The organism is Kitasatospora sp. NPDC088861, from assembly GCF_044750105.1.
In the GTDB taxonomy this organism is placed as follows: domain Bacteria; phylum Actinomycetota; class Actinomycetes; order Streptomycetales; family Streptomycetaceae; genus Kitasatospora.
The window spans coordinates 772,897-790,561 of record NZ_JBIVJF010000001.1 but is presented as its reverse complement, the minus strand read 5'-3'; the positions used below and the strand labels follow the sequence as shown (position 1 = coordinate 790,561).

General features: G+C 72.8%; 18 protein-coding genes. 9 read left to right on the top strand and 9 right to left on the bottom strand.

Annotation, left to right across the window (positions count from 1 at the left end; translation table 11 throughout):
• Positions 1 to 180 precede the first annotated feature (180 nt).
• Both metG and ACIP37_RS03465 read left to right on the top strand, forming a co-directional pair.
• Positions 181 to 1,914 carry a methionine--tRNA ligase gene (metG, locus tag ACIP37_RS03470; protein WP_400804469.1) on the top strand — a complete coding sequence of 578 codons (1,734 nt, stop codon included), beginning with the start codon at positions 181 to 183 and terminating at the stop codon, positions 1,912 to 1,914.
• 183 nt (positions 1,915 to 2,097) lie between these two features.
• Positions 2,098 to 2,409 (top strand): helix-turn-helix transcriptional regulator, encoded by a 312-nt coding sequence (locus tag ACIP37_RS03465; protein WP_063348348.1) that lies wholly within the window; start codon positions 2,098 to 2,100, stop codon positions 2,407 to 2,409.
• Positions 2,410 to 2,468: 59 nt separating this feature from the next.
• Here ACIP37_RS03465 and ACIP37_RS03460 read toward each other — a convergent pair whose 3' ends face one another.
• Positions 2,469 to 3,377, bottom strand: a complete 909-nt coding sequence (locus tag ACIP37_RS03460) for a class I SAM-dependent methyltransferase (protein WP_363581425.1) — start codon at positions 3,375 to 3,377, stop codon at positions 2,469 to 2,471.
• Positions 3,378 to 3,561: 184 nt separating this feature from the next.
• The gene (locus ACIP37_RS03455) at positions 3,562 to 4,560 is read right to left on the bottom strand and encodes an NAD(P)/FAD-dependent oxidoreductase (RefSeq protein WP_400804466.1); all 999 of its coding nucleotides are present in this window, start codon (positions 4,558 to 4,560) and stop codon (positions 3,562 to 3,564) included.
• Positions 4,561 to 4,785: 225 nt separating this feature from the next.
• Between ACIP37_RS03455 and ACIP37_RS03450 the strand changes: the two genes are divergently transcribed.
• From ACIP37_RS03450 to ACIP37_RS03440, 3 genes are read left to right on the top strand one after another with little or no spacing between them, the layout of a single operon-like run.
• Positions 4,786 to 5,841, top strand: a complete 1,056-nt coding sequence (locus ACIP37_RS03450; protein ID WP_363621211.1) for an aldo/keto reductase — start codon at positions 4,786 to 4,788, stop codon at positions 5,839 to 5,841.
• Positions 5,842 to 5,900: 59 nt separating this feature from the next.
• Positions 5,901 to 6,176 carry a PhdYeFM domain-containing protein gene (locus tag ACIP37_RS03445; protein WP_350880629.1) on the top strand — a complete coding sequence of 92 codons (276 nt, stop codon included), beginning with the start codon at positions 5,901 to 5,903 and terminating at the stop codon, positions 6,174 to 6,176.
• A complete protein-coding gene (locus ACIP37_RS03440; protein ID WP_363581432.1) occupies positions 6,173 to 6,577 on the top strand; it encodes a PIN domain-containing protein in 405 nt (134 codons plus the stop codon). The genes ACIP37_RS03445 and ACIP37_RS03440 overlap by 4 nt, the downstream gene beginning before the upstream one ends.
• A 75-nt stretch (positions 6,578 to 6,652) precedes the next feature.
• On the opposite strand, the gene ACIP37_RS03435 is transcribed toward ACIP37_RS03440, so the two are convergent.
• The 3 genes from ACIP37_RS03435 to ACIP37_RS03425 all read right to left on the bottom strand — a co-directional run bounded on the left by ACIP37_RS03435 (position 6,653) and on the right by ACIP37_RS03425 (position 8,394).
• Positions 6,653 to 7,222 (bottom strand): GNAT family N-acetyltransferase, encoded by a 570-nt coding sequence (locus tag ACIP37_RS03435; protein WP_363581434.1) that lies wholly within the window; start codon positions 7,220 to 7,222, stop codon positions 6,653 to 6,655.
• Between the two features lie 138 nt (positions 7,223 to 7,360).
• Positions 7,361 to 7,783, bottom strand: coding sequence for a DUF350 domain-containing protein (locus ACIP37_RS03430; RefSeq protein WP_400327416.1), 423 nt, complete (start codon positions 7,781 to 7,783; stop codon positions 7,361 to 7,363).
• A 122-nt stretch (positions 7,784 to 7,905) separates the two neighbouring features.
• Complete coding sequence (locus ACIP37_RS03425; protein WP_363581438.1) at positions 7,906 to 8,394, bottom strand: LURP-one-related family protein; 489 nt, start codon at positions 8,392 to 8,394, stop codon at positions 7,906 to 7,908.
• 91 nt (positions 8,395 to 8,485) lie between these two features.
• On the opposite strand from ACIP37_RS03425, the gene ACIP37_RS03420 reads away from it, so the two are divergent.
• Positions 8,486 to 8,995, top strand: coding sequence for a GNAT family N-acetyltransferase (locus ACIP37_RS03420; RefSeq protein WP_400843177.1), 510 nt, complete (start codon positions 8,486 to 8,488; stop codon positions 8,993 to 8,995).
• Positions 8,996 to 9,017: 22 nt separating this feature from the next.
• On the opposite strand, the gene ACIP37_RS03415 is transcribed toward ACIP37_RS03420, so the two are convergent.
• A complete protein-coding gene (locus ACIP37_RS03415; RefSeq protein WP_363621201.1) occupies positions 9,018 to 9,275 on the bottom strand; it encodes a hypothetical protein in 258 nt (85 codons plus the stop codon).
• A 123-nt stretch (positions 9,276 to 9,398) separates the two neighbouring features.
• Between ACIP37_RS03415 and ACIP37_RS03410 the strand changes: the two genes are divergently transcribed.
• Positions 9,399 to 11,228, top strand: a complete 1,830-nt coding sequence (locus ACIP37_RS03410) for an NHL domain-containing thioredoxin family protein (RefSeq protein ID WP_400804461.1) — start codon at positions 9,399 to 9,401, stop codon at positions 11,226 to 11,228.
• A 66-nt stretch (positions 11,229 to 11,294) separates the two neighbouring features.
• On the opposite strand, the gene ACIP37_RS03405 is transcribed toward ACIP37_RS03410, so the two are convergent.
• Together ACIP37_RS03405 and ACIP37_RS03400 are read right to left on the bottom strand one after the other, a co-directional pair.
• Positions 11,295 to 12,605 (bottom strand): M18 family aminopeptidase, encoded by a 1,311-nt coding sequence (locus ACIP37_RS03405; RefSeq protein ID WP_363581446.1) that lies wholly within the window; start codon positions 12,603 to 12,605, stop codon positions 11,295 to 11,297.
• A gap of 399 nt (positions 12,606 to 13,004) precedes the next feature.
• On the bottom strand, positions 13,005 to 14,834 hold the full coding sequence (locus ACIP37_RS03400) for an acyl-CoA dehydrogenase (protein WP_363581448.1): 1,830 nt from the start codon (positions 14,832 to 14,834) through the stop codon (positions 13,005 to 13,007).
• Positions 14,835 to 15,048: 214 nt separating this feature from the next.
• Here ACIP37_RS03400 and ACIP37_RS03395 point away from each other — a divergent pair, with 214 nt between their 5' ends.
• Positions 15,049 to 15,552 carry an SseB family protein gene (locus ACIP37_RS03395; RefSeq protein ID WP_063348360.1) on the top strand — a complete coding sequence of 168 codons (504 nt, stop codon included), beginning with the start codon at positions 15,049 to 15,051 and terminating at the stop codon, positions 15,550 to 15,552.
• A gap of 126 nt (positions 15,553 to 15,678) precedes the next feature.
• The gene (locus ACIP37_RS03390) at positions 15,679 to 16,629 is read left to right on the top strand and encodes a pirin family protein (protein ID WP_400327410.1); all 951 of its coding nucleotides are present in this window, start codon (positions 15,679 to 15,681) and stop codon (positions 16,627 to 16,629) included.
• A gap of 104 nt (positions 16,630 to 16,733) precedes the next feature.
• On the opposite strand, the gene ACIP37_RS03385 is transcribed toward ACIP37_RS03390, so the two are convergent.
• Positions 16,734 to 17,555, bottom strand: a complete 822-nt coding sequence (locus tag ACIP37_RS03385; RefSeq protein ID WP_363581452.1) for an integrase — start codon at positions 17,553 to 17,555, stop codon at positions 16,734 to 16,736.
• Positions 17,556 to 17,665: the final 110 nt, after the last annotated feature.

Here is a 17,665-nt window from a genome sequence, read left to right as displayed (position 1 = left end):
CCCCTGAGCAGCACCGCCCTTGAACCGCACCCACCCCTGAGCCCACCCCTGAGCCCGCCCCTGAGCCGCACCGTCCTCCCGGCCCGGCGGCGGTAGGCTTGGCAGCCCACAGTGGACCCCTGCGCCTGGCACAGCACTCCGGGTGGGGTGCGCGTGCGGGAGAAATCGGAGCATCCGAGGATGGCTCGGCACCTGGTCACCAGCGCCCTTCCGTACATCAACGGGATCAAGCACCTGGGCAACATGGTCGGGTCGATGCTCCCGGCGGACGTCTACTCCCGCTACCTGCGCCAGCGCGGCCACGAGGTGCTCTACATCTGCGCGACCGACGAGCACGGCACGCCCGCCGAACTGGCCGCGCAGGAGGCCGGGCTGCCCGTCGCCGAGTTCTGCGCCCAGGCGCACGACGCGCAGAAGGCGGTGTACGACGGCTTCGGGCTGTCCTTCGACCACTTCGGCCGCAGCTCCTCCCCGCAGAACCGCGAGATCACCCAGGAGATCGCCCGCGAACTCCAGCGCAACGGCTTCATCGAGGAGCGCGCGATCCGGCAGGTGTACTCCAACGCCGACGGCCGCTTCCTGCCGGACCGCTACATCGTCGGCACCTGCCCGCACTGCGGCTACGACAAGGCGCGCGGCGACCAGTGCGAGAACTGCACCCGGGTACTGGACCCGACCGACCTGCTGGAGCCGCGTTCGGCGATCAGCGGCAGCTCCGACCTGGAGGTCCGGGAGACCAGGCACCTGTTCCTGCTCCAGTCGGAGCTGACCGACGAGGTCGAGCAGTGGATCGCCGCCCACGGCGACGACTGGCCGGTGCTGGCCTCCTCGATCGCCCGCAAGTGGCTCACCGAGGGCCTCCAGGACCGCGCGATCACCCGCGACCTGGAGTGGGGCGTCCCGGTGCCGGCCGACGTCTGGCCGGGGCTGGCGGCCGAGGGCAAGGTGTTCTACGTCTGGTTCGACGCCCCGATCGAGTACATCGGCGCCACCAAGGAGTGGGCGGACGCGGCCCCGGCCGGGCAGGCCCGGGACTGGAAGTCCTGGTGGTACGAGGCCGACCACAGCGTCCGGTACACCGAGTTCATGGCCAAGGACAACGTCCCGTTCCACACCGTGATGTTCCCGGCCACGATCCTCGGCTCGCGCCGACCGTGGAAGAAGGTCGACTACGTCAAGGCCTTCAACTGGCTGACGTACTACGGCGGGAAGTTCTCCACCAGCCAGAAGCGCGGCATCTTCACCGACGTCGCCCTGGAACTGCTGCCGGCCGACTACTGGCGCTACTTCCTGATGGCGCACGCCCCCGAGTCGGACGACTCCAGCTTCACCTGGGACCTCTTCGCTTCCGTCGTCAACAAGGACCTCGCCGACACCCTCGGCAACTTCGTCAACCGGGTGCTCACCTTCAGCCGCAAGCGCTTCGGCGACGCCGTCCCGGCCGGCCACGCGCCCGGCGAGGCCGAACAGCGCCTCGGCGAGCAGATCGCCGCCCTGCTGGCCGAGTACGAGGCCCAGCTGGACGGGCTCAACTTCCGCAAGGCCGCGCAGGCTCTGCGCGCGCTGTGGAGCGCTGGCAACGCGTACCTGGACGAGAAGGCGCCCTGGCTCCAGGTGAAGACCGACCCGGACGCGGCGGCGCTGACCCTGCGCACCGCGATGAACCTGATCCAGCTGTACGCGGTGGTCTCCGAGCCGTTCATCCCGACCGCGGCGGCGGCGATGCGCGGCGCCTTCGCCCTGCCCGAGGACGCTCCGGCGGCCGGCCTGTCCTGGGTCGGCCCGGAGCAGGCGCGGGCACTGGACCTGGTGCCGGCCGGGACGGCGTTCACCGTGCCGCCGGTGCTGTTCGCCAAGATCACCGACGAGGACCTGACCGCCTGGACCACCCGCTTCGGCGGCCAGGAGGGCTGAGCCCCGGCGGGCGGCCCGGGGCCCGGGCCGCCCGCCACCCGGCTTACACCGAGGGAAATCTGACGCGCCATCACCGATGGTTCGTCCAGGTCATCGGCACCCCACCGGGCGGCACCGCACTGCCCCACTGACCGGCGTCGGCTCGCCGAGGCCCTGCTGTCACACGCCGGTACGCTTCCAGCCATGGATGTTGACCTGGTCACCGCCCTGCGGGCGATCGCCAACCCGACGCGCCTGCAACTGCTGGCATGGTTGCGCGAACCCGAACGCCACTTCCCCCTGGAGGAAGCGGTCGCCGACCCGCGCGAGGTCGGCGTCTGCGTCAGCCACATCCAGGCCAAGGCCGGCCTCGCCCAGTCCACCGTCTCCGCCTACCTCGCCGAACTCCAGCGCGCCGGCCTCGTCCGCGCCACCCGCATCGGCAAGTGGACCCACTACCGCCGCGACGAGGCCCGCATCGCCGCCCTCATCACCGCTCTCGGCCACACCCTGTAGGCCCCTGCCTGCAGGCCCCTGCCTGTAGGCCTCTGCTGCGGCCGGGGCGGTTGCGGCCGTCAGCCGGCCTTGCGGGCGGTGTGGACGGTCATGGCCGAGAGGAAGAAGGCGTCCGGGCGGTTCAGGATGCCGGTGGGGGTGTCCTCGGCGAGGAGGGCGTCGAGGGTGGTGCGGTCCTCCGGGGCGAGGTTGTCGGCGAGCTGGTCGCGCAGACGGGCGAGTTGGGTGTGGAGGTGCTCGCGGGCGGGGCGGGCGAGCGGGGCCGGGTGGTCGATCAGGAAGGTGCGGGTGCCGCTGGGGGTCAGGCCGGAGCGGGTGAGCATGGCCGGCCAGTCCTCCACCTCTTCGATGGCGCCGGGCAGTTCGGCGCGCATGGTGCTGAAGCCGTCCTCGTGCACGGCGTCGAGCCGGGCCTGGAAGCCGGGCCGGCCGAGGCCGAAGTCGCGCGGCAGGTAGCGCAGCGGCAGGCCGCGTTCGGCGACGGCCAGCAGGCCGCCGGGCCGGAGCGTCGCGGCGAGGGAGGTCAGGGCGGCCTGCTGGTCGCCGAGGTGGTGGATCGCGTTGCCGGACCAGATCAGGTCGGCCTCGCCGAGCTTGCCGAACTCGGCGGGCAGGTCGGCCTGCTGGGTGCTCAGACGGCCGCCGGAGCGGGCTCGGGCGCGCTCCAGCAGGGCGGCCGACTGGTCGACGGCGACCGTCTCGGCCTCGGGGAAGGCGTCCGCGAGCAGTCCGGCGATCACCCCGGGCCCGCTGCCGACGTCGAGGACCCGCCGCACCCCGCCGGGCTCGGCGTGCAGGGACCGCAGCCACTGCGCGGCCCCGGTGATGGCGGGGGCGCGCAGTTCGGCCTCCCGCTCCAGGTGGGCGGCGAGGGCGTCCCAGTCGAAGTCGGCGGCGGGGACGTCGCCGTGGTGGTGCCCGTGCTGGTGGCCCTGGCCGTGCTGGTGCTGGTGCTGGTGTTCGGACATCATGGGTTCTCCGATCGCGGATGACGGAAGGTCGGACGGGTGACGCCGGTCGAACGGGTGACGCCGGTCGAACGGGTGACGCCGGTCGAACGGGTGACGCCGGTCGAACGGGTGACGCCGGTCGAACGGGTGACGCGGGCGGATGGGTGACGCCGGACGAAGGTGCCGGGGGAGCTTCCCCCGTTCAGGCGGGAACGGCGGCGCCGGACGCGCGGTGTTCGGCGACCGCCTGTCCGATCTCCTCCGCGACGAGGTCGTGGTCGAGGTCGAACGCCGCCGCAGCGCCCATCCCGGCGGCGACGACGGCCTGCGCCCGCGGGTCGGCGACGTTGCCGACCGCCCAGACGCCGGGGACGCTGGTGCGGCCGGCCCGGTCGGTGGTGACCCAGCCGTTCTCGTCCCGGGCGCATTCCAGGCCGAACAGCAGCGCGTCCCGGGGCACCGGCTGCGGGAAGACGAACACGGCCTCGCGCGGCACCACCCGGCCGTCGGCGAGTTCCACGCCGCGCAGCCGGTCGGCGTCCGTCACCAGCTGGGTGATCCGGCCTTCGACGACCCGGACGCCGCGGGCGGCGAGCCGCTCCCGCTCGGCCCCGGTCGGCGTGAGGGTGTGCGTGATCAGGACGACGTCCGCGGACCACTGCCGGAGCAGCAGCGTCTGGTCGACCGCGCCCGGGCCGGTACCGAGCACGCCGAGCGGGCGGTCGCGGACCTCGTAGCCGTGGCAGTACGGGCAGTGCAGCACGTCGCGGCCCCAGCGTTCGAGCAGGCCCGGGAGCTCCGGGAGCCCGTCGCGCAGACCCGTGGCGACGACCACCCGGCGTGCGTGCAGCACGGGGCCGCCCGCCAGGTGGACGGCGAAGCCCGTCCCCGCGCCTTCGGCGTCCGCGACGCCCTCGACGTGGTCGGCCCGGGCGTCGATCAGGTCGACCCCGTAGCCGGCGACCTCCGCCCGGCCGACCTCCAGCAGCACCGCCGGGGGCATGCCGTCCCGGCTCAGGTACCCGTGCATGTGGGCGGCGGGGGCGTTGCGCGGCTGGCCCGCGTCCACCACCGCCACCCGGCGCCGGGCCCGGCCCAGCACCAGCGCGGCGCTCAGCCCGGCCACACCCGCGCCGACCACCACCGCGTCGTAGTCGTCCCGGGGGGCCGTCGGCCCTGCCGTCCTCATCGTGTCGCCCATGGCGCTCACCTCCACCGCCAGGCTGCGACCGGACCGGCCGTATCGGCAAGCTTTGTTGCCGTTTCCGCAAACGACGCACCCCGACCGGCCACCGCCCGCCCGCTCCGCGCCACGGGCCCGGACTCCCCCCGGTGGACGGGGATCCGGACCGACCCTTGCCATGGAGTGCACTCCAACTCCTAGCCTCTGACGCACCACCGACCCACCACCAGGGGGAGCAGCACCATGCGATACCGCGTCCTCGGCGGCACCGGCATCGAAGTGAGCACCTACTGCCTCGGCACGATGATGCTCGGCTCCGTCGGCAACCCCGACCACGACGACTGCGCCCGGATCATCAACACCGCGCTCGACCGGGGCATCAACTTCGTGGACACCGCCGACATGTACTCGGCCGGCGAGTCCGAGGAGATCGTCGGCAGGACGCTGGCCGCCCGCGGCGACCGCGACGAGATCGTGCTCGCCACCAAGGGGCACTTCCCGATGGGCGAGGGCCGCGGCCGCGGCGGCAACTCCCGGCGCTGGATCCTCCGGGCGGTCGAGGACAGCCTGCGCCGGCTGCGCACCGACCGGATCGACCTCTACCAGATCCACCGGCCGGACCACACCACCGACGTCGAGGAGACCCTGTCCGTCCTCGGCGACCTCGTCCGGTCCGGCAAGATCCGCGCCTTCGGCTGCTCCACCTTCCCCGCCGAACAGATCGTCGACGCGCACCACGTCGCCGAACGCCGCGCCCTGCCGCGCTTCCGCACCGAGCAGCCGCCGTACTCGCTGCTCGCCCGCGGCGTGGAGCGCGACGTGCTGCCCGTCGTCCAGCGGCTCGGCATGGGCGCACTGACCTGGGGCCCGCTCGCCTCCGGCTTCCTCACCGGCCGCTACCGCAAGGACCGCCCGGCCGACCTGACCACCGGCCGCCCGACCATCAACCCGGGCCGCTTCGACCCGACGCTGCCCACCACCGCGGCCAAGCTGGAGGCCGTCGAGGCCTTCACCGCCCTCGCCGGGGATCTCGGCCGCACCCTCCCCGAACTGGCCGTGGCCTTCCCGCTGGCGCACCCCGCTGTCACCTCGGTGATCCTCGGCCCGCGCACCCACGACCAGCTGGAGGCTGCCCTCAAGGGCGCCGACCTGGTCCTCGACGACGCCACCCTGGACCGCATCGACGCCATCGTCCCGCCCGGCACCGACGTCTACCACCCCGACGGCGTCTGGCAGCCCCCGTCCGTCACCACCCCCGCCCTCCGCCGCCGCCCCACCGCGGACCGACCGGCCGGATAGCCGAACCGGTCTCCCCCGCCAGTGCGACACGGTGCATTACGGCGCGATACACTTGCCCCATGAAGACCATCACGCAGCGCGAACTCGCAGCGCGGTCCAAGGCCGTGCTCGACGATGTCGAAGCCGGCGAGATCTACCACATCACTCGCAACGGCACCGAGATCGCCGAAGTCCGGCCGATCAGCAGTCGCCGCCGATTCGTCCCCGTCGAGGAACTCCAGCGAAAGTGGCGGAACGCGCCGACGGTCGACGCGACGCAGATGCGCGCGGAAGCCGACGCCTTCTACGGCGATGAGGACCGGATCGGCGGCGACGACCCGTGGGAGCGGAAGTGACCGAGCGACGCCGACGCGGACTGCTCGACACCTGCGTCGTGATCGATCTGCCGCAGATCGATCCACAGCTCCTGCCGGCCGATGCCGCGCTGTCGTCCATCGTGCTGGCCGAACTCGCCCAGGGCGTCGCCATGGCCAAGGACCCGGTGCAGATGATGGCCAGGGCCCAGCGACTCGCGGACGTGGAGGCGGAGTTCGCCGCCCTCCCCTTCGACCGCGAGGCAGCTCGGCGGTTCGGCACCCTGGTCGCCCTCACGATCCAGGCCAGGCGGGACCCCCGCCCTCGCCGCATGGACCTGATGATCGCGGCGACCGCGGCCGCCCACGGCCTGCCGCTCTACACGCGGAACGCGGGCGACTTCGTCGGCCTGGAGCAGGGCGTCGACGTCATCCCCGTGTGACGAACGGCCCCGCTCCAGTGGTGCCGTCGCCACTTCCGGACGGGTCGCCGCCACCGGCCGCCCGCGGGGAGCCGGCTACTCCCTCGGGGCGGCGAAGCAGTGGACCACGACCGTGCGGTCGGCGGCCCACTGCTGTTCGCCGCTGCCGAGCCAGGTCCAGCCGAGGCGGCGGTAGCAGGCGTTCGCCGGGGCCGCGGTGGCGAGGACGTCGAGGACGGGGTGGAGGCCGAGCGCCCGCGCGTGCGCCACGGCGGACGCCACCAGCTGTGCGCCGATCCGGTGGCCGCGCGCCGTGGGGGCGACGTAGAGCCGGCCGATCACGGCGGTGAGTTCCGGGCGGCCACCGGTGCGGCGGCTCCACAGGCCGGGGGCGACGTCCCCGGGGGCACTGCGGGAGAGGCCCACGTGGCCGGCCGGGCGGCCGTCCAGTTCGGCGACCCAGGCGGCGAGCAGGCCCCCGGGGGTGAGCCAGGCGGCGGGGCGGTCGGGCCAGTCGGCGGGGTAGCCGTCGGTGGCGTGGACGTCGCCGAGCACCCGGACGCAGTCGGCGAGGTCGGTGACGCGGCGCCGTCGGACGGACACCCCTGCCCCGGCCTGCCGCGAGCCGGACGCGACGACGTTGGCGCGTTCTTCAAGGTCAGCCATGCCGGTACGTTACCGGCCGGGCCCCACCGCCGCAGCAGGTCGGCGACCCCGGCCGGATCCTCGCCGCCACCGCCGGCCGTCGGCCGACGCTCCATCAGCCGAACGCGGCCGGGCGCGCCCAGGCGCTCGGGCGGGCCGTCAGGCGATCGCGGCCGACACCACCGCCGCGACCGCGATGTTGCAGCTGGCCGAGACCCAGACCGCCGGGTGCGGCTCCGGCTCGACCAGGATCGCGCCGAGCCTGCCGGGCGTCAGCAGGTCCACCGCCCAGAAGGCGACGGCCATCAGCACCAGCCCGAGCAGGCCGTAGCAGGCGGTCGAGACCAGGCCCTTGGCGAAGTCCGCGTAGGTGTACATGATCGCGGTGAAGACGATGCCGCCGATGCCGAGCAGCGCGGAGCTGAGCAGCACGGCGGCGTTGCGGTTGCGCTCGACCCAGATCTGGTGGCCGAGCCTGCCGGGCGTCAACAGGTCCACCAGGCCGACGCCGAGGAGCAGCAGCACCACCCCGAGGGCCCCGTAGGCCGCTGCCGCGCCGAGCCCGTGCAGGATGTCGTCCATCGTGGTCCCAGCCCCCGGTCCGCTCGCCGATCCCCGACCGGCCTGGTCAAGGGTTGGCAAAAGATACCCCACCGGGGCGGGCGGCGGACCGGGGAAGCAGGACCCCTGACGTCAGTGGGGGATCAGTGCTCCTCGTGCACCAGGTGGTCGACGCAGGCGGCGATCGCGAGCAGCAGGCCGGTGTCGGCGCCGTCGGCGATCTCCACGCCGTAGGTGTCCCGGATCCGGAACCACTTGCGGGAGATCCGGGCGAGGTCGTCGCCGTGGTGGTTCTCGATCCGGTAGTCCTTGTCGATCAGGTTGCCGTGGATCTTCAGCTCGCCGCCGGACGCCAGCTCCACCAGGTACTTGTCGCGGAACGGGGTGAACAGCTTCTCCCGGACGGTCGCGATCACCTCGCCGTCGGCGTCCTCGATCTTCATCGCGTCGCGGACGGTGAACGCCTTCTCCTTCACCACCGCGACCACCCGCCCGTGCGCGTCCTTCAGCTCGAAGGTGTGCCGCAGCCGCAACACCTTGCCGTCCACCAGGTACGCCTTGTGGCCCCGGTCGTCCTCGATCCAGTAGTCGTCTCCGACCGCGAACAGCTTCTCCCTGACCAGGTACCGCACAGCGGCCTCCTCCGTGTCGACGTGACCCCCATTCGACCCGATCCCCCCACCCGCCGGGAAGCACCGCCACACACGGGCGTTCAATGGCGGCATGCGTCCCCACCCCGCCGCCCCGCTGCACAGCGAGCGCCTCGACCTCCTCCCGATCGGCCCCGAGCACGCCGAGGAGCTGGCCGCCGCCCTCGCCGACCCCGCCCTGCACGCCTTCACCGGCGGCTCCCCGGCCACCGCCGACGACCTGCGCGTCCGCTACGCCCGGCTCGCCGCCGGCTCCCCCGACCCCGCCGAGACCTGGGGCAACTGGGCGCTGCGGCTGCGCGCCGACGGCCGCCTCACCGGCTACGTCCAGACCACCGTCCGCCCCGGGGCCGCCGAGCTCGCCTGGGTGGTCGGCACCCCCTGGCAGGGCCGCGGCCTGGCCACCGAGGCCGCCCGCGCCCTGCTCTCCCACCTCGCCGCCACCGGCGTCAGCACCGTCACCGCCCACATCCACCCCGACCACCACGCCTCCGCCGCCGTCGCCCGGGCCCTCGGCCTCACCCCCACCGGCAAGCAGCAGGACGGCGAGACCCGCTGGCAGGCGGAGCTCCCCCGGCCCTGACCCGGACCCGGCCCTGGCGCCCTCAGTCCTCCTCGCCCGGCGCCGGATGCGGGTTGATGGCCTGCCCGTCGATCGGCTGCCCCCAGTCGTCGTCGCCCTCGGCCCCCACGCAGTACCCGGAGCCCTCCACCCACCCCCCGGCGTCCTGGCACTGCTCCGCGGTGACGTCACGCGGACCGGGCCGGGCGGCCGCCGCCGCCGAGGCGGCGCCGGCACCGGTGGCGAGCAGGACAGCGGTCGCGACCGTCAGGGCCGACCGGAGCAGGGGTGAGGTGATCATGCGGCCAACGACAGCACGACCCCCGGCCCCCACCCCGCCGACACGCCCACCACCCCCGACCGCGCCCCCACCACGACCGCCGCCCCGGAATGCCGCCCGACCACGATGCGGTTGGATACAGGCATGGCATCTCGTGCACGTGTACGCGCCCCCGAGCTGGTCGGGGCAGGCGGTTGGCTGAACACCGGTGGCAAGGAGCTGACGCTCGCCGACTTCCGGGGCAAGATCACCGTCCTGGACTTCTGGACGTTCTGCTGCATCAACTGTCTGCACGTCCTGGACGAGCTTCGGGAGTTGGAGGAGAAGCACCGGGACACCGTGGTGATCGTCGGGGTGCACTCGCCGAAGTTCGTGCACGAGGCGGACCACCAGGCCGTGGTGGACGCGGTCGCCCGGTACGAGGTGCACCACCCGGTGCTGGACGATCCGGCGCTGGCGACGTGGAAGCAGTACGCCGTGCGGGCCTGGCCGACGCTGGTGGTGATCGACCCGGAGGGGTACGTGGTCGCCCAGCACGCGGGCGAGGGCCACGCGCACGCGATCGCGCGGCTGGTGGAGGAGTTGGAGGCCGAGCACGCGGCGAAGGGCACGCTGCGCCGCGGCGACGGCCCGTACGTGGCGCCGGAGCCGACCGCGGGGGACCTCAAGTTCCCGGGCAAGGCGGTCCGGCTGCCCGACGGGCACTTCCTGGTCGCCGACTCCGGCCACCACTCGCTGGTGGAGCTGGCCGAGGACGGCGAGACGGTGATCCGCCGGATCGGCGACGGGCAGCGCGGCCTGGTGGACGGCACCAGCCCCCGGTTCAGCGAGCCGCAGGGGCTGGCACTGCTGCCGGAGGGCTCGGACTACGACGTGATCGTGGCCGACACCGTCAACCACGCGCTGCGCGGGGTGCGGCTGGCGGACGGCTCCGTGACCACGCTGGCGGGCACCGGCCGCCAGTGGTGGCAGGGTTCGGCGACCGAGGGCCCGGCCCGCGAGGTGGACCTCTCCTCGCCCTGGGACGTCGCCTGGTTCGACGGCCGGGTGTGGATCGCGATGGCCGGCGTGCACCAGCTGTGGGCGTACGACCCGGCCGCCGACACGGTCGGCGTCGCGGCCGGCACCACCAACGAGGGCCTGGTGGACGGGCCCGTCGGTGAGGCCTGGTTCGCCCAGCCGTCCGGTCTGGCGGTCTCGGCGGACGGCGAGCGGCTGTGGGTGGCCGACTCGGAGACCTCCTCGATCCGTTGGCTCAGCCGATCGGAGGGGGCACGTGGAACCGGGACGGTCCACACCGCCGTCGGCACCGGCCTCTTCGACTTCGGCCACCGGGACGGCCCGGCCGCGCAGGCGCTGCTCCAGCACCCGCTGGGCGTCACCGTGCTGCCGGACGGCTCGGTGGCGGTCAGCGACACCTACAACCACGCGCTGCGCCGCTTCGACCCGGCGAGCGGCGAGGTCACCACGCTGGCCACCGACCTGCGCGAGCCGTCCGGCGCGGTCCTGGTGGACGGGGACATCGTGGTCGTCGAGTCGGCCCGGCACCGGCTGACCAGGCTGCGGCTGCCGGAGGAGGCGGTGCGGGTCGAGTCGGTCGCGCACCGCACCCGGCGGGCGGCCACCGAGGTCGCGCCGGGCGCGCTCCGGCTGGACGTGGTGTTCTCGGCGCCGAGCGGCCAGAAGCTGGACGAGCGGTACGGCCCGTCCACCCGACTGCTGGTCAGCGCGACCCCGCCCGAGCTGCTGGTCTCCGGAGCGGGCGCGGACAGCGACCTGTCGCGCGAGCTGGTCCTCTCCGAGGAGGTCGCCGAGGGCGTGCTGCACGTCTCGGCGATGGCCGCGTCCTGCGACGACGATCCGGAGATCGAGTTCCCGGCCTGCCACGTGCACCAGCAGGACTGGGGCGTGCCGGTGAAGCTGGTCGCCGACGGCGCGCGCCGGCTGCCGCTGGTGCTCGCCGGCCTGGAGTAGCCCGTCCGGCGTGGAAGGGGCCCGGCGGAGCGTACTCCGCCGGGCCCCTTCGCCGTTGAGGGGGGATCAGCCCTCCAGGAACGCCTTGATCGCGCTGGCCAGCAGGTACGGGTCCTCGGCGCCGCACAGTTCGCGCGCCGAGTGCATGGACAGCGCCGCGATGCCGCAGTCCACCGTCTTGATGCCGAGGCGCGCCGCGGTGATCGGGCCGATGGTGGTGCCGCAGGGCATCGCGTTGTTGGACACGAAGGACTGCCACGGCACGCCGGCCTTCTCGCAGGCGGCCGCGAACACCGCCCGGCCGACGCCGTCGGTCGCGTAGCGGTTGTTGACGTTGACCTTGAGGATCGGCCCGCCGTTCGGCAGCGGGTGGTGGCCCGGCTCGTGCCGCTCGGCGTAGTTCGGGTGGACGGCGTGACCCATGTCCGAGGAGAGGCAGATCGTCCCGGCCAGCGCCCGGGCGCGGTCCTCCGGGGTGCCGCCGCGCGCGTGGACGGTGCGGTCGAGGACGTTGCCGAGCAGCGGGCTCTGCGCGCCGGTGTCCGACTCGCTGCCGGTCTCCTCGTGGTCGAAGGCGGCCAGCACCGGGATGTACGGCAGGTCGGCGGCGTCCTCGGCGGAGGCGACGGCGGCCAGCGCGGCGGTGGCGGCGTGGACGGACAGCAGGTTGTCCAGGCGCGGGCCGGCCAGCAGCTCGCGGTCGCGGCCCAGGTAGGCGGCCGGCTGGACATCGTGCGTCATCAGGTCCCAGCCGGCCACGTCGGCGGCGTCCACGCCCGCGCGCTCGGCGACGTACGAGATCAGCGAGCCCTCGTCGACCGGGCCGAGGCCCCAGATCGGGGTGAGGTGGCGCTGCTTGTCGAGCTTCATGCCGTCGTTGACCTGGCGGTCCAGGTGGATCGCGAGCTGCGGCACCCGCAGCAGCGGCTCGTCCAGCTGGACGAGCCGCGAGCTGCCGTCCTTCAGCGCGAGGCGGCCGGAGAGCCCGAGGTCACGGTCCAGCCAGGTGTTCAGCGGGACACCGCCGTAGATCTCCACGGCGACCTGGCGCCAGCCGGCCGAGCCGGTGTCCGGCACCGGCTTGACCCGCAGGTTCGGCGAGTCGGTGTGGGTACCGACCACCCGGAACGGGGTCTCGGGGCGGGCGCTCTCCGGCAGGTACCAGGCGATCAGGGCGCCGCCCCGGATCAGGTAACGGCCGCCGGCGGCGCCGTCCCAGACGTCGGTCTCGGCGACCTGCCGGAAGCCTGCCTTCTCCAGCCGCTCGGCGGCGCTCGCGACCGCGTGGTACGGGGACGGCGAGGTGCCGAGGAACGCGATCAGATCGTCGCTGTGCGTCCGGTCGAAGAATGCCTGGCGGGCGGCGGCGGTCGACATACTGCTCCTGAGTCGAGGGAGGGCTGAAGCCGGATGGGGAGTCGGCTTCGCACCTTGAGCATATGCCCGTACACGGACAGGGAATTCGGAACCTCCCAACGGATGCAGAACGAGGACACAACCGTGAAGTGACGCCGCGCCGAACTCCGTACACCCAGAGATCCGCGCCGGTCGCGGACGGTCATCGCCATGCCGGGCCCGGCGCCTGAGGCCCCCGAACAACGGGTGCGAAACGGGCGAACTCGGCGACGGGTGCGGGGCGGACGGGCCGCAACGTCGAAGGGCCCGGCGGGAGCCGGGCCCTTCGACGTGAGGGTGCTGTCAGGCGGTCGGAGAGGTGTCACGCCCCTCGCGGCGCCCCTGGGGGCACCGCGGCGGGTGACGGGTGGGGCGAGGGCCTCAGAAGGCCTCCTCCGCCAGGTCCATGATCTCGTTGTCGATGCCCTCGGCGATCAGCCGCTGCGGGGCGACGGTCGGCAGGACGTTCTTGGCGAAGAAGCGGGCCGCCGCGACCTTGCCCTGGTAGAACGGGACGTCCTTCTCCGAGGCGCCGGCCTCCAGCTTGGCCAGCGCCACCGCGGCCTGACGCAGCAGCAGCCAGCCGACGACGACGTCGCCGGAGACGAGCAGCAGGCGGGTGGTGTTGAGGCCCACCTTGTACATGTTCTTGACGTCCTGCTCGACCGAGGTGAGGTCGGCCAGCAGCTTGCCCACGATGGCGTCCAGATCGCCGACGGCCTTGGCGAGCAGCTCGCGCTCGGCGGCCAGGGCGTCGCCGCCCTCGGCCGCGCCGAGGAACTTCTGGATCTGCTCGGACAGCGCGGTGAGCGCCTGGCCGCCGTCCTTGACGATCTTGCGGAAGAAGAAGTCCTGGCCCTGGATCGCGGTGGTGCCCTCGTAGAGGGTGTCGATCTTGGCGTCCCGGATGTACTGCTCGATCGGGTACTCCTGCAAGTAGCCGGAGCCACCGAAGGTCTGCAGGGACTGGGCGAGCTGCTCGTAGGACTTCTCGGAGCCGTAGCCCTTGACGATCGGCAGCAGCAGGTCGTTGAGGCGCTCGGCGGCCTCGTCGCGCTCGCCGCGCAGGCCGGCGGCCACCATGTCGTCCTGGACGGACGCGGTGAACAGGACCAGCGCGCGCATGCCCTCGGCGTAGGCCTTCTGGGTGAGCAGCGAGCGGCGCACGTCCGGGTGGTGGGTGATGGTGACGCGGGGGGCGGTCTTGTCCAGGAACTGCGAGATGTCGGCGCCCTGCACGCGCTCCTTGGCGTACTCCAGGGCGTTCAGGTAGCCGGTGGAGAGGGTGGCGATGGCCTTCGTGCCGACCATCATCCGGGCGAACTCGATGATCTTGAACATCTGGCGGATGCCGTCGACCTTCTCGCCGAGCAGCCAGCCCTTGGCCGGGTGCTTGGCGCCGAAGGTCATCTCGCAGGTGTTCGAGGCCTTGAGGCCCATCTTGTGCTCGACGTTGGTGGCGTAGGCGCCGTTGCGCTCGCCCAGCTCGCCCGTCTCCCAGTCGAAGTCGAACTTGGGGACGATGTACAGGCCCAGGCCCTTGGTGCCGGGCTTGCCGCCCTCGGGGCGCGCCAGCACCAGGTGGATGATGTTCTCGGACATGTCGTGCTCGCCCGAGGTGATGAAGCGCTTCACACCCTCGATGTGCCAGGAGCCGTCCTCCTGCTTGATCGCCTTGGTGCGGCCGGCGCCCACGTCCGAGCCCGCGTCGGGCTCGGTGAGGACCATGGTGGCGCCCCAGAGGCGGTCGGTCATCCGCTGGGCGACCTTCTTCTGCTCCTCGGTGCCCTCGTCGTGGACGACGCCGGCGAAGGCGGGGCCGGAGGAGTACATCCAGATGGCCGGGTTGGAGCCCAGGACCTGCTCGGCGTAGGCCCAGATCAGGGAGGACGGGGTGACCTGGCCGCCGATCGCCTCCGGGATGCCCAGACGCCACCACTCGGCGTCCATGTAGGTCTGGTAGCTCTTCCTGAAGGTGGCCGGGACCGGCGCGGTGTTGGTCTCGGGGTCGAAGACCGGCGGGTTGCGGTCGGTGTCGGTGAAGGACGCGGCGAGGTCGTTCTCGGCGAGGCGCGAGATCTCGCTCAGGATGTTCTTCGCGGTCTCGACGTCCATGTCCGCGAACGGTCCGGAGCCGTAGACCTGCTCGCGACCGAACACCTCGAAGAGGTTGAACTCCACGTCCCGCAGGTTGGACTTGTAGTGACCCATGGCCGTTTTCTCCGGTTCGTCGCTTCCGGGAGACCGCCGCGTTCGGGCGCCCCGTACCCACCAGTACGCATCATGATGCTACCCAGCGGTAACTTGGGCAAGCCCCTGGCGGTGAATCCGCTATGAACGTGGTCACGTCCCACAAGTCGGGACGACCAGTCCTTGTCAGGATCGACGCCCGCACGGGCGGGTGCGCTCCCGATAGCCTGTCCGTGTGTACGGATATGACCAGAACGCATACCCGGGCGACCCCTACCAGCAGCAGGCGGGTCCGCAGCCGGGCATGAACGGCATGCCCGGCCCCGACGCCTACGGCGCGCAGTCGCAGGCGTCCCAGCAGTCCCTCTACCCCGAACCCTCCCCGCCGTCGCTGGCGGACGCCGTCCGGGCGTTCACCACGGGCTCGATGGCGGTCGAGGACTTCCAGGCCATCTTCATCACCTCGAAGGTGCACTGCCCGCGCGGCGAGCGGCCCGGCTTCCTGGCGCTGCACAACACGCCGACGCCGGTGATCCCGATGTTCAGCTCGCTGAAGGAGCTGCGCCGCTACGCCGGCAAGGACTCCAAGCACTTCACCGTCACCGGCGCCGAGGTCCTGGACCTGCTGCCGACCGGCTACGGCTTCGCGCTGGACATGGAGGGCGAGCACCGGATGGTGTTCGACGCCAAGGCGGTCGAGCAGATGGTCGACTTCACCATGCGCCGCATGTACGGCTGACCCATCCTGGAGGAGGAGCCCCGCGCTCCTTCGTCGCTATATGGTTCAACTTTCAACTTGCTTGTTGTTGAGAATTGAACTAACCTCGTGGACGTAGGCCAGAGGAACCCCCCGAAGGAGGCCGACATGCCCGCCGTGACCGTCGACAACCCGCTGACCCTGCCGCGCGTCGCCACCCCGGACCCCGCCGCCACCAGCGCCCGGCCGGTCCTCACCGTCGCGACCGCACCCGAGGGCTTCGAAGGCGAGGGCTTCCCGGTCCGCCGCGCCTTCGCCAAGATCAACACCAAGTACCTCGACCCGTTCATCATGATGGACCAGATGGGCGAGGTGGAGTACGCCGCCGGCGAGCCCAAGGGCACGCCCTGGCACCCGCACCGCGGCTTCGAGACGGTCACCTACCTGATCGACGGCGAGTTCATCCACAAGGACTCGCACGGCGGCGGCGGCCACCTCGGCGGCGGCGACACCCAGTGGATGACGGCCGGCTCGGGCATCCTGCACATCGAGACCCCGCCGGAGTCGCTGGTGGCCACCGGCGGCCTGTTCCACGGCATCCAGCTGTGGGTCAACCTCCCGGCCTCCGACAAGATGGCCGCCCCGCGCTACCAGGACATCCACGGCGGCCACGTCAAGCTGCTCTCCACCCCGGACGGCGGCGCGGTCCTGCGGCTGATCGCGGGCGAGCTGGACGGCCACCGGGGCCCGGGCGTCACCCACACGCCGATAACCCTGCTGCACGCCAGCATCACCCCGGGCGCGCAGGTCACCCTGCCGTGGCGGCCGGACTTCAACGCTCTCGCCTACGTCCTCAACGGCGACGGCACCGTCGGCGCCGAGGGCCGCCCGGTCCACACCGGGCAGGCGGCCGTGTTCGGCGAGGGCGACACCATCACCATCACCGCCGACCCCAAGCAGGACTCCCGCCACCCCAACCTGGACGTGATCCTGCTCGGCGGGCAGCCGATCCGCGAACCGGTCGCCTGGTACGGGCCGTTCGTGATGAACAGCCACCGCGAACTGGAGCAGGCCATGCGGGACTTCCAGTCCGGCCGGTTCGGCCACCCGATCGACTGACGGCACCATCCCGGGCGGCCGCACCGCCCTCGGTGACGGCATCAGCTCGGTGACGGCACCAGCTCGGTGACCGCACCGCCCCCGGCGCCTCGGCCGTCTACGCGCTACAGCAGCGCGTAGACGGCCGAGGCGTCGTCGTGCGCCTTGCCGCGCGGCCAGCGCTCGCAGGCGGCGTCCGCCCGCTCGACCTCGCGGACCTGCGCGATCAGTTCGCCCGGACCGGACTCGGCGAGCAGCCGCAGCGCGTCCGCCCAACTCCCCAGCCCGAAGCGCTCGGTGAAGCGCGAGGCGCCGTCGGTGAGCGCGGCCAGCGCGTGCAGCCGCTCCAGCCGGACGAAGCCGGTCTCCGCGTGCCCGGCCGCCTTCGGGCTGGCCGCGGCGATCCACGGACCGTTGCCCCGGTTGCGGGCGGACCGGACGGCCAGCGCGTACTCCAGATGCAGCGCGGCCCGCTCGGCCGAGCCGGGGACGGTCGCCCAGACCTGCCGGCGCAGTTCCTCCCCACCGGGGAAGCGCTGGTTGTCCCCGATCACCTTCGGCGGTCCGTCCTTGTACTCCAGCACCAGCAGCGAGTCGCCGAGCACCAGGTACTCCAGCGACTCGCCGTGCCGGCGGGCCGCCACCACCATGGCCGCGGGGGTGTTGGGGTGGCCCAGGTCGCAGCGGCCGCCGTGCAGCGCGGCCGTCTCCACGATGGCGTCGGCCAGGCACTCGGCGATCGAGCGGTCCACCCGGTCGGTGAGCCGGGCGAGCAGGTGCACGCCCAACCGGCGGACGTACCAGGCGGTTCCGTGCCGGCACCCGGACTCCAGGCCGGCCGGCGAACTCGCACCGTCCAGCAGTACCAGCGCCTCCGGCGAGGCCGCCGCGAAGTCCTCGCTCTCGCGGTCCGGCCGCCGTGCTTCCCCTGCGAGCTGTAGCTGCATCCCGACAGTGTGGCCGCCGCCCCCGGCCCGCGCCCAGACCCCTGCGCCGGTGTGGCGCGGGCCGGTCCCCGCCGCCCGGTGGCAGCCGGGGCAATCCGGTCATACCGTCG

Excerpts from the sequence above, each read along its gene's own strand:
- metG (WP_400804469.1), top strand. The coding sequence starts at position 181 with ATGGCTCGGCACCTGGTCACCAGCGCCCTTCCGTACATCAACGGGATC.
- ACIP37_RS03465 (WP_063348348.1), top strand. The coding sequence starts at position 2,098 with ATGGATGTTGACCTGGTCACCGCCCTGCGGGCGATCGCCAACCCGACG.
- ACIP37_RS03460 (WP_363581425.1), bottom strand. The coding sequence starts at position 3,377 with ATGTCCGAACACCAGCACCAGCACCAGCACGGCCAGGGCCACCAGCAC.
- ACIP37_RS03455 (WP_400804466.1), bottom strand. The coding sequence starts at position 4,560 with ATGGGCGACACGATGAGGACGGCAGGGCCGACGGCCCCCCGGGACGAC.
- ACIP37_RS03450 (WP_363621211.1), top strand. The coding sequence starts at position 4,786 with ATGCGATACCGCGTCCTCGGCGGCACCGGCATCGAAGTGAGCACCTAC.
- ACIP37_RS03445 (WP_350880629.1), top strand. The coding sequence starts at position 5,901 with ATGAAGACCATCACGCAGCGCGAACTCGCAGCGCGGTCCAAGGCCGTG.
- ACIP37_RS03435 (WP_363581434.1), bottom strand. The coding sequence starts at position 7,222 with ATGGCTGACCTTGAAGAACGCGCCAACGTCGTCGCGTCCGGCTCGCGG.
- ACIP37_RS03430 (WP_400327416.1), bottom strand. The coding sequence starts at position 7,783 with ATGGACGACATCCTGCACGGGCTCGGCGCGGCAGCGGCCTACGGGGCC.
- ACIP37_RS03420 (WP_400843177.1), top strand. The coding sequence starts at position 8,486 with ATGCGTCCCCACCCCGCCGCCCCGCTGCACAGCGAGCGCCTCGACCTC.
- ACIP37_RS03415 (WP_363621201.1), bottom strand. The coding sequence starts at position 9,275 with ATGATCACCTCACCCCTGCTCCGGTCGGCCCTGACGGTCGCGACCGCT.
- ACIP37_RS03410 (WP_400804461.1), top strand. The coding sequence starts at position 9,399 with ATGGCATCTCGTGCACGTGTACGCGCCCCCGAGCTGGTCGGGGCAGGC.
- ACIP37_RS03405 (WP_363581446.1), bottom strand. The coding sequence starts at position 12,605 with ATGTCGACCGCCGCCGCCCGCCAGGCATTCTTCGACCGGACGCACAGC.
- ACIP37_RS03400 (WP_363581448.1), bottom strand. The coding sequence starts at position 14,834 with ATGGGTCACTACAAGTCCAACCTGCGGGACGTGGAGTTCAACCTCTTC.
- ACIP37_RS03390 (WP_400327410.1), top strand. The coding sequence starts at position 15,679 with ATGCCCGCCGTGACCGTCGACAACCCGCTGACCCTGCCGCGCGTCGCC.
- ACIP37_RS03385 (WP_363581452.1), bottom strand. The coding sequence starts at position 17,555 with ATGCAGCTACAGCTCGCAGGGGAAGCACGGCGGCCGGACCGCGAGAGC.